Source organism: Aliinostoc maniaoense (assembly GCF_058172895.1).
The window spans coordinates 2,894,510-2,910,699 of record NZ_CP187952.1; the positions used below are offsets into that span (position 1 = coordinate 2,894,510).

At 37.8% G+C, this 16,190-nt stretch carries 10 protein-coding genes; 2 read left to right on the top strand and 8 right to left on the bottom strand.

From position 1 onward, the window contains the following. Positions 1-25 precede the first annotated feature (25 nt). Together ACPZ3T_RS12780 and ACPZ3T_RS12785 are read right to left on the bottom strand one after the other, a co-directional pair. Positions 26-1,630, bottom strand: coding sequence for a 2-isopropylmalate synthase (locus tag ACPZ3T_RS12780; RefSeq protein ID WP_490276736.1), 1,605 nt, complete (start codon positions 1,628-1,630; stop codon positions 26-28). Between the two features lie 84 nt (positions 1,631-1,714). After that, positions 1,715-2,236: a LabA-like NYN domain-containing protein gene (locus ACPZ3T_RS12785; protein WP_103136109.1), complete on the bottom strand. Its 522-nt coding sequence runs from the start codon at positions 2,234-2,236 to the stop codon at positions 1,715-1,717. Positions 2,237-2,901: 665 nt separating this feature from the next. Between ACPZ3T_RS12785 and ACPZ3T_RS12790 the strand changes: the two genes are divergently transcribed. After that, positions 2,902-5,229 (top strand): CHASE2 domain-containing protein, encoded by a 2,328-nt coding sequence (locus ACPZ3T_RS12790; RefSeq protein ID WP_490276737.1) that lies wholly within the window; start codon positions 2,902-2,904, stop codon positions 5,227-5,229. A 5-nt stretch (positions 5,230-5,234) separates the two neighbouring features. Here the strand turns inward: ACPZ3T_RS12790 and ACPZ3T_RS12795 are convergent, their stop codons facing one another. Further along, on the bottom strand, positions 5,235-5,951 hold the full coding sequence (locus ACPZ3T_RS12795) for a rhomboid family intramembrane serine protease (RefSeq protein WP_490276738.1): 717 nt from the start codon (positions 5,949-5,951) through the stop codon (positions 5,235-5,237). A gap of 337 nt (positions 5,952-6,288) precedes the next feature. Between ACPZ3T_RS12795 and ACPZ3T_RS12800 the strand changes: the two genes are divergently transcribed. After that, a complete protein-coding gene (locus ACPZ3T_RS12800) occupies positions 6,289-6,909 on the top strand; it encodes a tetratricopeptide repeat protein (RefSeq protein ID WP_490276739.1) in 621 nt (206 codons plus the stop codon). A gap of 9 nt (positions 6,910-6,918) precedes the next feature. Here ACPZ3T_RS12800 and ACPZ3T_RS12805 read toward each other — a convergent pair whose 3' ends face one another. The 5 genes from ACPZ3T_RS12805 to ACPZ3T_RS12825 all read right to left on the bottom strand — a co-directional run bounded on the left by ACPZ3T_RS12805 (position 6,919) and on the right by ACPZ3T_RS12825 (position 16,140). Further along, a complete protein-coding gene (locus tag ACPZ3T_RS12805) occupies positions 6,919-8,799 on the bottom strand; it encodes a TubC N-terminal docking domain-related protein (protein ID WP_490276740.1) in 1,881 nt (626 codons plus the stop codon). A gap of 259 nt (positions 8,800-9,058) precedes the next feature. After that, positions 9,059-9,367 carry a phosphopantetheine-binding protein gene (locus ACPZ3T_RS12810; protein WP_490276741.1) on the bottom strand — a complete coding sequence of 103 codons (309 nt, stop codon included), beginning with the start codon at positions 9,365-9,367 and terminating at the stop codon, positions 9,059-9,061. Between the two features lie 196 nt (positions 9,368-9,563). Beyond that, a complete protein-coding gene (locus ACPZ3T_RS12815; RefSeq protein ID WP_490276742.1) occupies positions 9,564-10,892 on the bottom strand; it encodes a phthiocerol/phthiodiolone dimycocerosyl transferase family protein in 1,329 nt (442 codons plus the stop codon). Between the two features lie 348 nt (positions 10,893-11,240). Beyond that, entirely contained in the window at positions 11,241-12,872 is a 1,632-nt protein-coding gene (locus tag ACPZ3T_RS12820; RefSeq protein ID WP_490277209.1) for a PfaD family polyunsaturated fatty acid/polyketide biosynthesis protein, read from the bottom strand. A 73-nt stretch (positions 12,873-12,945) separates the two neighbouring features. Continuing rightward, complete coding sequence (locus ACPZ3T_RS12825) at positions 12,946-16,140, bottom strand: PfaB family protein (RefSeq protein ID WP_490276743.1); 3,195 nt, start codon at positions 16,138-16,140, stop codon at positions 12,946-12,948. Positions 16,141-16,190: the final 50 nt, after the last annotated feature.

The window sequence follows — 16,190 nt, forward strand, 5'->3', positions numbered from 1 at the left end:
TCAGCACTTTTAACTCAGCACTCTTTTACACTTGGTTAGCAGTTACTTCTGTTTGCTTCTCTTGCGTTTGCAAGGCTGCATACAAACGATTGAGGGCATTAACGTAAGCTTGTGCTGATGCAACTATGATATCGGTATTGGCTGCATGACCCGAAAATACTCTCGATTCATGTCTTAAACGGATAGTCACTTCGCCAATTGCATCAATGCCGGCTGTTACTGACTGCACGGAGAACTCAATCAATTGGTTAGGAACGTTTACGACACGGTTAATTGCTTTGTAAACCGCGTCTACTGGCCCTGTACCAATGGCTGCGTCGGTGAGTTCTTCGCCTGTGGGGGTGCGGAGGGTAACTGTAGCCGTGGGTTGAGCGTTACTACCGCAGGAAACCTGGACTAATTCTACCCGGAATAAATCGGGTGCTTGTTGAATTTCGTCGTTAACGATGGCTTCTAAGTCCCAATCAGAAATTTCTTTCTTTTTGTCGGCTACTTCTTTGAATCTCACAAAGGCTTTATTAAGTTCGGTTTCTGATAATTCAAAACCCAATTCTTTCAAGCGAGTACGGAAGGCATTACGCCCAGAATGTTTACCCAAAACTATTTGATTGTCTGTTAAACCAATCAATTGAGCATCCATAATTTCGTAGGTGAGTTTATTTTTCAAAACTCCATCTTGGTGAATACCTGACTCGTGAGCGAAAGCATTTGCACCGACAATTGCTTTATTTGGCTGGACTAACATTCCCGTCAAATTGGAAACGAGACGAGATGTTTTGTAAATTTGTTTGGTGTCAATATTGGTGAGAGGTTCTTCAGAATTTTCCGGTCTACCCAAGAAAGGATTAAAATATTGCCTGCGGACGTGCATAGCCATGACTAATTCTTCTAAGGCAGCATTTCCGGCGCGTTCTCCTATACCATTGATGGTACATTCTAACTGTCTAGCCCCATTTTTGACGGCTTCTAAGAAGTTAGCAACTGCCAAGCCTAAATCATTGTGTCCGTGAACAGAAATAATTGCTTGGTCGATGTTGGGAACGTTGTCTTTAATTCCCTTAATAATTGCCCCAAATTCGCTGGGTGTGGTGTAACCAACTGTATCGGGAATGTTAATTGTTGTTGCACCGGCTGCGATCGCTCTCTCTAAAACTTGGTACAAAAATTCTGGGTCTGAACGTCCTGCATCTTCGGGAGAAAATTCTACATCATCGGTGAAACTCTTGGCATAGGCTACCATTTCCTCGGCGATCGCAATTACTTCTGGTCTGCTTTTTTTGAGTTTGTATTGCAGGTGAATATCAGAAGTGGCAATAAAGGTGTGTATTCTGCCCTTTGCTGCCGGTTTAATCGCTTCAGCTGCGGCTTTAATATCATCATGTCTGGCTCGTGCCAAACTACAAATTACCGGGCCATTTTCTGTGCCGACAGTTTGAGCAATTTTGCTTACCGCTTCAAAGTCGCCGGGACTAGCAAAGGCAAACCCAGCCTCGATAATATCAACACCGAGACGGGCTAATTGCTTGGCGATCGCCAGCTTTTCGTCTATATTTAATGTCGCACCTGGACATTGTTCGCCATCCCGGAGGGTCGTATCGAAAATAATGATTCTTTCTGGTTTCGTGGTCATTTTGGCTTGTCTTTTTACCTTTACTTTTAATATCGCTTACATTAGTTTTTCTAGTCTTAACTTTGTAAATAATTGCTAAGAGAATTAACCTTCTGCTTTTTCTATTTGATCCCGAATATCATTTAAGTCTATATATCTATCGGTAGCGTTGCGTAACTCTCTAGCAATCATTCCTTCTGTGGAAACTACTGTAATATGAGTATTTTTGGATCTTAATAGTTCAATTGCTCTTTCAAAGTCCCCATCACCGCTAAATAAAACTACTCGGTCATACTGATCTACGGTATTAAACATATCTACAACAATTTCAATATCTAAATTCGCTTTTTGGGAGTAGCGACCGGAGGAATCATCGTAATATTCTTTGAGAATTTTCGTTCGGACTGTATAACCTAAACTAATTAGTGCGTCTCTAAAACCTCGTTGATCTTGGGGATCTTTTAAGCCGGTGTACCAAAAAGCATTAATTAATGTTGTTTCTGACTGTTCGTGTTTAAAGTATTCTAATACTCGTCGGGGATCAAAAAACCAACCATTTTTTTGTTGAGCATAGAACATATTATTTCCGTCTACAAAAATAGACAGACGATTCATTGGAGAACCCATAGAAAAATACACCTAACAATAGTAAAGAATTTAGATTGAACAATAGATTATAGCAATTCTCATTTGATAAATTTGCTAATCTCTTCAGAGTAGCTTGTGATGTATAGCTTTTATCTTACCTCTTGCACAGCATAAAATTATCTGACCCGGAGGATTTTATTTTCTGGGGTTTGAAAATTTTAACTCCCCAGACAATAAGTGATCCCCTGTAATCAGAATCTACCAATAAAATTGACTGATTAACAGGATTTTTTCCGATGGAGTCATCAAGTTTACTTCTAAAGACGTAAGGCATAGGTCTGAGGATAGGATAGGGAATAATCACAATCTCTACATTGTGCAGTTAACAATTTTGCCATCAGCACTCAACTCTAGACGCTTTGTAACAGCTGTACCGTGGAGATGGCATAGAGTATAATCTAGCCACAAGCAAGGGATGAGTCGGCATATTTGCGGCTCAAATCATGGGTACACAGTACTAGGATCTGACTCACAAAGAAATTTTTGGCAGTAGTAGTCTGACTAGCTGCCTGAGTAGATGGGGATGAATAATAAAAGTTATATTACAAATGTATAAGTTGATCATTTAAGTATTATTTCAATGTGATTGTAGTATAAGTGGGTCACAATAAATCAAATAGTTGTACGTAAATTATTAACATGATATGGCAGAAGAAACTACATCAAGGTCAAATAAGAAATATGTCTCTACTGCCAATATAGCCTCAACGAAATCAACTAAACCAACTTTGACTGGCTCATTACGCCAGTCACAACGCATGGTAGGACTAGGTAATCTACTCAACATTGTTGCCGCAGTTGGGGCATCTCTGGTAGTAAGTGCCGGCGGGGTTGTGGCTCAATGGTTGGAAAATCAAGCCGTATCAACATTTTGGCAACTGCGAGGATCGCTTGTGCCGCCAGAAGATATTGTCATTTTAGCAATTGATGATCAGTCAATATCACTACCCGAACAGTACTATAAAACAGATCCGCACACTTATGCCTACCTAGAACCACTGAGATCCTTTCCGTTTAAACGCGCTGCTTATGCTGAAGTAATTGAAAAATTAATGCAGGCGGGAGCGCGTTCCGTGGCTTTAGATGTGGTTTTTGATACTCCTGGTATTTATGGTACAGAGGACGATCGCCAACTGCAAGCAGCATTAAAAAAATATGGCAGCAAAATCACCTTAGCCGCGCAATACGAAGCATCTGAATCCCACCAAGGGACATTCACACAATTGAGGTTGCCTAATGAGAAATTTCGCCAATATCCCAACATAGGCAGTGTAAATTTCATCATAGAGGCAGATGGCAAGATTCATCGACTCGCCAGGGAATTTAATAAACTGTTAGCAGCAGATGATCTGCTAGCTGAAAAAGTGCTGTCATTTGATCAAGCTGTATTGAGATCAGCCGGAATTAAGTATCCACAACCGCGAGGCAGTGGTATTTATTTTTGGGGAGGAGCGGGTACATTTGAAGCGATTCCCTTGTGGTATGTCTTCGACTCGCAAAACTGGAATAGTTATTTACAGCAGGGTAGGGTATTTCGGGACAAAATCGTCATTGTAGGAGCAACAGCCCAGTTAGCTAAAGATTATCATCCAGTGCCAGTAGCTAGAAATGGGTTTACTCCTGAAAGCATGGCAGGTGTAGAAATTCATGCCCATGCTATAGCTACTTTAATGCAAGGCAAAGCGATCGCACCAGCTATTAATAGTCCTTGGCTGCGGGGTGTGTTTGTCTTAGTCTTAGTTGGCGGCACATCATTATTAATGAATAAAAGTAAAAGCGGACTGAAACGATTTTTGTTAAGTCTGGCTTTCGCAAGTATTTGGGGCTGCATCAGCTATATTAGCTTTATTTATGGATATTTAATCTTACCCACCACTGTACCAATATTGGCGATCGCTATTTGTGGTTTATCTTATCTAGGCACAGAAGTAGCAAGGGAAAAAATTACTATTCGCCAATTAGTAGAAATCTTCCAAAAATATAAAACTTCTCCAGTTGTGCAAGAGATTATCAGTCAACAACAGGAACTACAAAACCTCCTGCAACAACGAGACTTAGCCCTAGCAGGCACAATCTTAGGCGGACGCTATCAAATTATCAAAGTTCTGGGTGCAGGGGGATTTAGCGAAACATACATTGCTGAAGACATACAGCGTCCTGGAAATCCGCGCTGTGTTGTCAAGCAGCTAAAACCAGCCAACACCCAACCCAAATCCTTAGAAATGGCGAGGCGTTTATTTGCATCAGAAGCAAAAACCTTAGAAAAATTGGGTACACATCCCCAAATTCCCCAGTTACTAGCTTATTTTGAAGAAAACGCCGAATTTTATTTAGTACAAGAATATATTATCGGCCATCCTCTATCCCAAGAATTACCATCAGGTAGAGGCATTTTAGAAACAACAACCATCAAAATTGTCAAAGAACTATTACAAATATTAGTATTTGTTCATGAAAACAAAGTAATTCACCGAGATATTAAACCCAGTAATATTATTCGTCGGGATATAGATCATCAACTCATATTAATTGACTTTGGTGCAGTGAAAGAGATTTCTGCACTACCAATAGAAGATCAAGAACAAATCCCCTTTACTATCGGTATTGGCACTAAAGGTTATGCCCCCCATGAGCAATGTTTTGGTCGTCCTCAATACAATAGTGACATCTATGCACTTGGAATGATTGGCATTAAAGCTTTAACTGGTATCCCACCCCACGAGATTCCTAGAGACTACCATCAAGAATTGAAATGGATTGATAAGGCACTAGTAAGTGATGGTTTCGCCCAAATTCTCAGTAAAATGGTACGTGATGACTATAAACAGCGTTATCAGTCAGCATCAGAAGTATTGGCAGCAATTGCACAGATAGAAAATACTTCACCCCAAAAATCCCAACCATCCATAGATGCCTTAGAACCTTTAGACGATTCTGATTTCCCCACCACACCTTGGCCAAAAGACTTTTAACATCATTACCAAGAAGATTCTTCCTGTGGTTTGTCGCTAAATAAACCCAACAGGGGGCCAAGAATTGCGCCAAAGATAAAACCACCCGCATGGGCCCAATAAGCGATACCACCGCTTTCCATACCAATATTAGTGCGGGCTTCTAAGCTAGCCAGTCCGTATAGAGACTGCTGAAGAAACCAAAATCCCAAAAAGAAATATGCAGGAACGCGGAAAGTTGGGAAGAAAAAACCCAGGGGAACAACCCCAATAATTTCAGCTTTGGGGAAACGGAGGATATATGCACCCATCACGCCTGCGATCGCACCACTAGCACCCAAGGAAGGAATGTTAGAATCTTGAGCAAAGAACCACTGTGCCAAACTTGCTAACACCCCACAAGACAGATAAAACAGCAAATACTTGGCATGACCTAACTTTTCTTCCACATTATTACCAAAAATCCAGAGAAACAACATATTCCCAGCTAGGTGCAACAACCCACCATGCAAAAACTGAGAAGAAATTAATGTCGCCCACTCCGGCACAGGTTGATGCACTGAGACACCAGCAAAACTTAAACTCAGTTCACGGGGAACTACAGCAGCTAAATGTAAAAACCCATTTAACGCTTGTGGCGGCAGACTAGCTTCATACAGAAAAGCCAGAACATTCACCGCAATTAGTCCAAAAGTCACATAAGGCGTAATTGAGATGGGATTATTATCTCGAATAGGAACCACGAGTATTGACCTGATTATTCAAACACCAGCCTTACAATACTCGATTTCCTCAGTATCTTCTTCCACCTCATGGATAGATATTGACATTCCCCTACTATATACTTAGTATCAAATTCTCCGCGCAACTTCGCGCTTACCTCCGCGCGACGGCAGTCGCTACAAGTCGGCACAGCCGCCCAACGCGCTGCCTCCCCTCTGCGTTTTATTAGATAATGAATAAGTCAAGAGTTTTACTCATTACTCATTACTCATTACTTAAATACAGTTTGATTTAGAAATTTCACCCCCAACTCAACTGATACTACTTGTAAACCTTTTACGATAATTACTAATTATTATGTCCTTAACTAACACCCTAGAAACTCAACTCAATCATTGGCACAAAATTATTCAAAATCAACCCCAAAACCCTAATGCTTACATTAGGCGAGGCATGGTGAAATTCCAACTAGCCAAAATTGATGAATCTATTGCAGATTTTGACAAAGCAGAGCAATTAGATAGCCGTTTAACACCCTATCTCTGGCAACGAGGTTTATCTTATTATTATGCCGAAAAATTTGCCGCAGGAGCGCAACAATTTGAAATAGATTTAACAGTCAACTCCCAAGATGTAGAAGAAACCGTCTGGAGATATCTTTGTATGGCGCGCTTAGTTGGTGTCACACAAGCGCGCCAATCTCTATTAACCGTAAAAAATGATCCGAGAAAAATTATGCAGTGTGTCTATAACTTGTATGCAGAAAAATGTACACCAGATGATGTTTTAAATGTTGGTAAATCAGAAGGTATTCGCGGTGAGTTTTACGCCCATCTTTACCTAGGATTATATTACGAAGCTCAGAGTAACCTTGAATTAGCAAAAGATTATATAGTCAAGGCGGCGGATAATTATCAAATTGAAGACTATATGTGGTATTTAGCCCAAGTCCACAAAAAAATCCGCTTCTACAATTAAACCATATTTCTAGTTACTTGAGATTTCACTCAAATTAGCTTTCAAAGAAGCAAAATGTTTGCCACCTAATTCAATATCACCTTCTGCACAACCAGTTTTTAATCTTTCGATTAAATATTCTATGTTACTAGCTATAAAATTTGTACCATGATCAGGTTCTATTAAACCAACTAAATCAATAGTTTCTCTGGAATTTCTAGCTAAACTAGAAATACCTAAAAAGTTAAAAACTCCAGATTCATAAGTTCCACAAGGTACAGAAGGGTTATTCACTCCAACGCAGTATTCATGATTTGCAAACCATTTAAATGCCGGGTAGCCGTGAAAATGTACTATTGGCGCACCATGTTTAATCAATTCTGGTGTATATAAAGCAGCACCTAAACTAATAGCCAGCATGACGTAAATATCATAAGAAGGTTTAATATCTACTACCTCTGGTTGAATGCCTTCTGGTAGTTCTAGTAATAACCTTTCTGTTAAACCAATGCGGATAATATCACTAGCGATATTTAAATCTGTTTTATTTGCACCTGAGCGAGAACTTACCAACCAAATATCAGGAACTTGTTTAAATAAATACTCATCACCAATTTTAACTTTCACATAGCGTCTATTGTTTTCATGCTTACGGATTTCATCACTACTAAATCCCTCGATAGGTAGAAGATTTTCCCATTCATTCGCCGTGATTTCAGTTGCTCCTATATATTGTGGCGGTTCAGCATAAGCAACAAAACCATAAGACACCCCAGTTCTGCCATTGACTATAACATTGACAATATCTCGATGAGATTTTCTTTTAACTACTTCATCTAGCTTAAAACCAGATGGAAATAAACCTGTTGCTGCTAGTTCTTGTCCTAATTTGACTAGATTTGCTGCATAAATAGATTCATAAGGATTGTAATTACCTAGCTGAAATCGACTCAGTAATAGTGGGCTAATTGGCACAAAAACTTTAGGAATCAGGGATTTCAAAACAAATGCTTCTAGTTCAGATTTTAAGAAAATAGAGTCTGAAAGATTCATGTTTAATATGGAAATCTTATCTTTTGAAACTCCAATGACAATTTCTGAAAATGTCCTAACTAACGTTTTTAAGCCAATATTGATTTTTTGTTGATAAGATATAGCAGGATTAATAAATTCCTGGTCTATATCAGTAATCATTATTACTTGCGTATTAGTAGGGTCTTCCACATATTTAGCAGTGTGTTCTTCAGCCCAACTGCTCAATTTAGCAATTCTAGTGACAGGAATTTGGCGATTATTTAAAATTACCTGAGAATAAAATTTGTAAAAATTCTCGGCTACGAATATACCTAGTTTCCTGAGCAAAGAAGGAGGATTTTCAACATCAATCACTGCATTAATTTCTGCTTTCACTCCTCTTAACTTGAAACTAATTTTTTTGTGAATTAAAGGCAGAGATATGTTATGAGTAAATTCTTCTGTAGCTTCTTGCCAAGATAAAATTTTTACTCCATGATTTATCAGTGTTGTCTCTAATTCTTGACGAAATTTTAAGACTTCTTGTTTTTTATAGTTACTTGGTAAGGGTTTAAAAGTAACTTTCAGCCTTTGAGCCATAATTTTAGCATCAATAATAGGTGGCTGATAATCTCCGCAGGAATTATCAAAAAAGCCTGCAATTAAGCGACCAATAGTTGGTAAACTTAATCCTAGATTTAAGGGTATATCTACAGATTTATTTGCTATACCTGTTTCCCTGACTAAAGCTAGAATCTCAGCTTTTTGGGACACGAGGATTTCCTGAATTTCAGGTGTAATTACTCCCTTATGAGAACGAATATTTAATTTGTCATTATCAGCCCAAATCTGAACACCCTGTAGAGTTAATTTTTCAACTAATTCTGATGCGTTCATAGCTAAAAATTCTCCTGAAGTTTGACAATTTGTATTGTTGCGTAGGTTGGGTTGTAGCTTCCTTCCCCGTAGGGGTACGAAGTGAAACCCAACAATTACAAGACTTTTATCTGTTGGGTTACTCTTCCCTCCGGGACGCTACGCGAACGAGAAGGCTGCGCCTACGTTCCTCAACCCAACCTACATTTGCATCATATTTTTTGTGAAATGGTATAACACACCCTAAATAAAATATATGTCAGTTGCGTAATTCCTATGTTTAAATTTGAAACATTTCTGATTCTGAATCTGTCAATTCTTCTGCTAAACGTTCAGACAGGGATTCAATAGTGGGATAATGCCACAGTAGCATAGGAGAAATATTGAATCCCAATAATTTTTCGGCTTTTTTTACAAGCATGATTGCTTGTACAGAATCTAAACCATAGCTATCTAAAGGTTCTTGAATATCTATCTCATCAGGTTCAATTCCCATCTGCGCTGCAATATTAGACACTAGCCACAGTTGAATTTCTTCGGCAGTGTAATCAAGTTTTTTAGCAGAATTATTGTGTGTATATTGATTCATTGATGTACCTCTAACTTGCAAATAATCGAATGATCGGAACGTGCAATTAGTTAATATTAAATGTTTGTAGTGTACCCCTGCGGGGAAGCAAGCTACGCGCAAGCGTCTCGTAGAGAGAACTTTTGTTTTCAAATAAGGACTAAAGTCCTTACTACGAACTGAATATTATTCTTTTGACATTACTTACTTGTTCTACTTATATTAAGCAAGGATTTTCATAAGAATCAGAAACTCGCAAAATATAATTAATGAAATTATTTACCAAAGCCTCCATTTTTTCTTGACTAATAGAAGGACGAGAATAGACAAAATTTAACAACATTTTTCCTTGAAAAGTTGCCGCATGAACGGTAAACAGTCCTCCATATAAAGCATGAGTACCAGCAAAACTGATTTCTTCTAGCTCTAATTCTCCATAGGCTTTGGATATATTTACTTTACCCACATTGGAAACAGATACTGTAGCGGCTACTTCTTGAGGATAGATAAAGCAAAAATTTATAAGATGTTTGGCAATTGATATCATTTTAAAAAGATTATCTTGCTGGATATTAATATCTAAATTTCGTTTTGAATTTCGTGCTAGTTGCCAAAAATATGTATATTGATTTAATCTATAAAATCCCATATTAGATGTTGCAAAAACGCCCATATTTTCATCATTAACTACAGGCTTAATATGTTTTCTTAAGTCAATATATGTTAAACAATTTAACCAAAATTCTTTTTGATAATTCTTAATGAGTTTATCTGCAACCGCGAACATCATTGCAGCACATAAAGCACTATTCACTGTCGTATGTTCTTTGCGACAACGATTAATAAACTGTTGTGTTAGCTCTTGGTTAAGTTGTCTGTGAACAATACCGCTATAACGGTTAGCAATGGGTAGATAATTTTCAAATCCTAATGTTTGTGGTCGATACCAAATTTTCTGAACAGCCAACTTTAATAGAAAAAGTAAGCTACTTATCTTTCCTTTTAACCCTTGATGTGATGGGGGTATGAGTTCTTCTAGTGGGGGTAAAGAAGTTAAATTAATCAATGGTGGAATTGCTTCACCAGTGTAAATTTTTTGATGGTAAGTTAATATTTCTGAGTGCAGTTGAATACATGATAACGCATCTGCGATCGCATGATGCGCCGTTGTTATTAAAAAACTAACTTTTTCCTCACTTAAAACATTTACTAAAACCACTCTGAGTAAATATTTATTACTAGGAATCACCTGATTCATTTCTTCATTAACAATATCTTGCCATTCTTCTGAATGGGAAACTTTAACAACTCTTAGCGGGATTTTCTCAGTTCCTTGACTTTGAAATACTAGGTGATTTTTCAAGCTGACAATTCGTGAGTTAAGTCTAGGATGCCGACACTGAATAAGTTCTAGAGATTGTCTTAGTGCATCTTGACTGACAAAACCCTTAATCCGGCTAATAGTTACTACATTCCATGTTTTAGCACGAGCATTTAGCTTTTCCATAACTTGCTCAAGCTGCCCTAATTTCCTCTCATAACTCATATAAATTTAGCTCCTATAGGACAGTTGTTTTCAAAAATTACTGTTATCAAATGCGATAAATATACTGTGTATAAAAGTAGAGACGGTTACAAGTAAGTAGAAAGTTCGTAGTAAGGACTTCAGTCCTTATCAGAGGACTAAAGTCCTCTCTACGAGACGCTTGCGCGTAGCTTGCTTCCCCGCAGGGGTACACTACAAACCTTGAATTATCTACACCGTTCTGACATGAAAAAGGGTATAAGGGTGTAAGGGAAAGACTTTTTCATGTGTTCTGGTGTACGCAGTTCATGACGGCTACTTAGATAAAATTTTTAAACACGCCTCTACAAATAACGGTACGCTCAACATTTAACTCACAGGAGAATATTCAGCATAATTATCGGGAATTTGTAAACCTTGAAACTTTAAACTCTGAACCCGATATAAAAAAGCAGCCCCTGTCATGATATGGTGAGCAATATCAACGACTTTCCGATTATGTGGTACTTCTAAATATGTACCTTTTACCCAATTATTGAAACTACCCATTGCTGGGCCACACCAAATTTGATAATCCATTTCTCGACCTGGTTCACCAGAATTAGACCAACGGGATGATAAACCAAGATACCACCGAAAAATCAAAGCCATTTTTAATTTAGAGTTCTTACTGGCTTGTTCAAGTTTTACAGGGTTACGTTGGGAAAGATAAGCTACTGTTTCTTGCCAAACTGTATCTAAACTCTTCTTAAAAATTTGTTTTTCTAATTTCTCTCTTTCATCTGATGGGATTTCTTCAATTGATTCATAGGTTTTGTATAAATCAAATAGTTTTTGAGCGCGTAAAGGGAAGAAAGTTCCTTTTTTGAGAACTTGAACTTTTACACCCATTTCAAACATATCTGCGGCGGGGGCCATCATCACATCAGCCATATCAGCTTGGGCTAATAATTGCTTAGTGTGTTGAGAAGTACCAGCTTCAATACAAGACTGATTTATAGAACCTGTGACAACATAACTAGCCCCCATAATAAAAGCTGCTAGTGCTGAATGTGGAGTGGCAATTCCTCCACCTGCGCCAATTCTGACGGGTTGTTCATAATTGTATTGGCTTTGAATTTCATCTCTCAGTTCCAGAATGGAAGATAACAAACAAACTAGAGGACGATTATCTGTATGACCACCAGAGTCTGCTTCTACTGTGATATCATCAGCCATTGGCACTTTAACGGCCAGATTTGCTTGTAATTCGCTAATTAATCCTTGCTGTACTAATTGTTTTAAAATTTTTGTAGGAGCAGGTTGCAAAAATTTTGTGGCTACTTCTTTGCGAGAAATTTTGGCAATGACTTTATTATTGATGACAATTTGATTCGCTGAATTTAAACTTAGTCCTGCTGCTCGGTAGTAAACAAGGTTGTCAGTTAAATCTAAAAAAGCAGATGCTTCTATTGTTCTTACCTGATATTTGAGATATAAATCAACAACTCTGCGTTCAATGGCTGGTTCACTGGGACTATGGAGTAAGTTAAAAGCGTAAGGCTTCTGGTGTAAAGCTTGTTGAATGCGGTTAATAGCAGTTTCAACACGAGTCGGAGCTAAACCACCAGCACCAAAAGAACTTAAAATACCTTCTTTTCCTAGTGCAATTACTAGTTCTTCGGAAGCAATACCGTGAGCCATTGCACCAGCAGCATAGGCATATTTAACATTATGAAATTTTAAGAAATTGGCATCACCTAAGTTTTGACCAGTGAGAGGTGGAACAGCAATTAATAATTCAGTTTCTGCATTTTTACCATTATTGGCTGTATACCAGTTACCCTCATTGGTAACACCTATTTGTGTTTTATTTCTAATAATATAACATGGTTTATCCAAATTTAGCAACTTTGATTTTATACCTGATTCATCAAAACTTGCAGTCTCTAAGTCACCTTGCCAATATTGATTTTTACTAGGAAATGAATTGAGGATTTTCAAGGAATGATGAGACGGCATGAGAGAATTAGTTGTAATCATAACTTTTTTAAACCTATAAGGGACTCCTACCAAACCGCTAACCTGGGATAATTTATTTTCTGCTGTTCTCTACGTCAAATAATTTGTGTGATAAAGCTAGTTGTTGCTGAATAATAGTGCTGATTTGTTTCAGAGATTCTTGCCTATTGTGTAACAAGTTGGCATAATTTTTAGTCATAACATCGACATTTTCTTTAAGTTTTTGATAGTAAAGAGAACGTAAATTTGGCAATGAGTTTTCATCAAAAATATCTTGGCTATTCAAAGCATCATTTACTGGAATTGGCTCGTTTTCTTGGGGTGTGCTTAATACTTCTTTATTGAGTGTATGGTCATTGTGCTGTTCGCAGACCAATAAGCCAACAGATTGACTAGCATTTAAACTATGATTTGGATCTGAGATATCTTCATAACTAGCATGATTTTTTAAATGCGTTTGCCTCGTCGGATTTACGCTAAAAGTGTTGTTTTGACTCTCTCTAGATATACGCTCACTATTAATTAGCAAGGTAGAAAACTCATGTTCAAGTATGTGCTGATTATTGGCTTCAGATAATGAATTATGAGTTTTGTGATTATCTAAATTGAAATGAGAATATAGTGGCGATAAATCTAGACTAACTCGATGGCTCAAAAGTTTTGCTAAGGCTCGAATAATAGAAGTATGAGAGTCTACACCTCTTCTATTTAGAGAAACTGTAAGGTGTGCTTGTTGCTTGAGAGTTTCACTAATCCATCTAGAACAGTTGCTACCAACACCTACTTCAATAAATATTTTGTAGCCATCATTGTAAACGCGATTAATTAATTTAGGAAAATCTAAATGTTGGCACATATTTTTAGCAATATTATGCCCAATAGAGTGACTGTCGAGAGTAATAGGTGCGTATTCGGCAGCAGAATAAAAAGTAGTATCTGGTATCTTCTGAATAGGTAAAGTGTTGATTTTAACCAGTTCATTGTACTCAGATTTCATTGCCTGGCAATGAATCACATGGTTAATTGGGGTATGGTGAGCAGGACAATTTAGGGCTTGAATCACTCTTTTACAAGCTTCTGTGTCACCTGAAATCACCGCTTCTTCTGGTGTATTAATCAAAGTCAAATAAACACGATTTTCATGTTTAAGAGCTTCTTGAATACGCTCTATTGGACATAAAAGTACATAGTTATTCCAAAATGTTTTGTCTTGATAATCATCTGGCATTAAAGGCAAGCCCCAATATTCGCGTACTGCATTTTTAGGGTTAGATAAGCGAGTTTTAAATAGAGGTGATGTATTTAAACCTTCACTACTCTGGTTAAATTCTGTCCAGACACCTTGAGCAAACATCATGCTATTTTCACCCAGGCTATAGCCGAAGACAGCCCGGGGTTGTAGTTGGAAATAATTACTCAAAATGCTGGTCATTAATCCCGCAATGCCAACTTCAGATTCGAGCATAGTTATGGGATCATCTATTAGTTTTTGTTCGAGAAATTCTAATTGCTTTTTAGAAAGTTTTTTCAAGCTTCTGGGATACAGCAATTTTTCTATATTGGCGACACGTTTATAAAGGCTTTTAATTACCAGATCATCATAAATATCAGGAAATAAGCGGTAAAGATCGCGCGCTAACCCTATATAAGAATTGAACGAACCAGGATAAACAAAACTGACTTGATTTTCTTTACCTAATGGTTGAGATGTAAAGTAACTGCCTACAGGAGTTAACCAATCTTTACCTGTCTGGAAAGCAACAGTAACACCTGTAATTGCTCGTTGAATTTCTCGGATTAATTCATCTTGATTCCGTCCAAGAATAGCGAGAGCATATTTTCCTTGCTGACGCTGTTGGTAAGCTTTAAAAGTCAAGCTAGCGGCATATGCTAAGGAAGAGCAATCTTGGATAGTTTGTTGGAGAGTATGGATTTGCTCTAATAGGGTAGCTTGATCATCAGCAGCGATCGCAAACATATAATAAGGCATTTGGGCTAAATATTTGCTGCTGTAATTTGTCTGATTAATTTCCTCTGACAAAATTACGTGAGCATAACTCCCATCCATCTCCATGCCGTTAATAGCTGCCATTCTTCTGGTAACACCTGTTTCTAAAAACCAAGGTTTTGATTCTGTCGCTACATAAAAAGGGCTACCTTGCCAAATTTCAGGGTTTTTGGGGCTACACCACTGAGGAACTGCGGGAATATAACGATGATATAAACACAAAGCTGTTTTAATTAAACTGACTATTCCTGATGCAGCCCTGGTATGGCCGAAATTTGCTTTGACACTACCTACAGCACAACTGAGACTGCCTTCAGGAGTTTTATAGGCTTGAAGTAAACCCTGAATTTCTGACTCATCTTGTTGAGAAATACCACTACCCACAACTTCTAAATAGTTGATGTCTGTTGGTTGGATATTTGCTAAACGAAAAGCTGTTTGACAAGCTTGAATTACACCTCCAGCATCTGGCATACTAGGAACTGAATAAATTTTAGATTTTGCATCTTCTATCAGACTGATAGCGTCAATTACGGCATAGATACGATGAGAATTTTGTTGTGCGGTTTTGTGGAGTTGCAAAACTACAGCCGCCGCACCTTCTCCTACTATCCAACCATTGGCATTTTGATCATAGCTAAGAGTATTTACACCTGTATTGATTTGTGTATCCTGATGGCAAGCTAACAGATTAGATGTATCCTCAACTAACTCAACTGCACCTACTAAAACAGCATCTACTTCTTGAATTGTCAGTAGTTTTTGGGCAATTTCTAAGGCTTTAAAAGCAGAGTTTTGTTCAGCAATTAATGTGAATTTAGCTCCAGCAAAATTCCAGACTTTCGCAATATGATCAGCAATTTTATTTTCTAGATAAATCGGGTAGTTATGGCTGTTGTTTGCTGATGAAATCTGCGCGAGGTTTTGGGAAGTAGTGATAATGACTGCGATTCTGCTACCTTGAGGTAAACCTGCATCTTTGAGGGCATGATCACCCACTTTGAGCATTAAAAGTTCATGAGGATGAAAATTGTCTAGATGTTCTGGAGATATTTGTAAACTGGAAGTATCAATTTCAGACTCTCGAATATAGGCAATTTTATCTTGCTGTCTTGGAGTATTTAGCGATATAAAATGTTGTTTCCCTTCGTAAATGCTGCGTTCAAAATTATCCAAATCTTTGCAGTTATCACCTAAATGACATCCCATGCCTACAATAGCTATTTTAGGCATATTATTCTGTGTCAATTCTGCTGCCATATCCAACTCCTTATCCTATTGGTGATAATTTATGTCTTTGGGTAAATATA

Excerpts from the sequence above, each read along its gene's own strand:
- ACPZ3T_RS12805 (WP_490276740.1), bottom strand. The coding sequence starts at position 8,799 with ATGAACGCATCAGAATTAGTTGAAAAATTAACTCTACAGGGTGTTCAG.
- ACPZ3T_RS12785 (WP_103136109.1), bottom strand. The coding sequence starts at position 2,236 with ATGGGTTCTCCAATGAATCGTCTGTCTATTTTTGTAGACGGAAATAAT.
- ACPZ3T_RS12815 (WP_490276742.1), bottom strand. The coding sequence starts at position 10,892 with ATGAGTTATGAGAGGAAATTAGGGCAGCTTGAGCAAGTTATGGAAAAG.
- ACPZ3T_RS12825 (WP_490276743.1), bottom strand. The coding sequence starts at position 16,140 with ATGGCAGCAGAATTGACACAGAATAATATGCCTAAAATAGCTATTGTA.
- ACPZ3T_RS12790 (WP_490276737.1), top strand. The coding sequence starts at position 2,902 with ATGGCAGAAGAAACTACATCAAGGTCAAATAAGAAATATGTCTCTACT.
- ACPZ3T_RS12780 (WP_490276736.1), bottom strand. The coding sequence starts at position 1,630 with ATGACCACGAAACCAGAAAGAATCATTATTTTCGATACGACCCTCCGG.
- ACPZ3T_RS12800 (WP_490276739.1), top strand. The coding sequence starts at position 6,289 with ATGTCCTTAACTAACACCCTAGAAACTCAACTCAATCATTGGCACAAA.
- ACPZ3T_RS12820 (WP_490277209.1), bottom strand. The coding sequence starts at position 12,872 with ATGCCGTCTCATCATTCCTTGAAAATCCTCAATTCATTTCCTAGTAAA.
- ACPZ3T_RS12810 (WP_490276741.1), bottom strand. The coding sequence starts at position 9,367 with ATGAATCAATATACACACAATAATTCTGCTAAAAAACTTGATTACACT.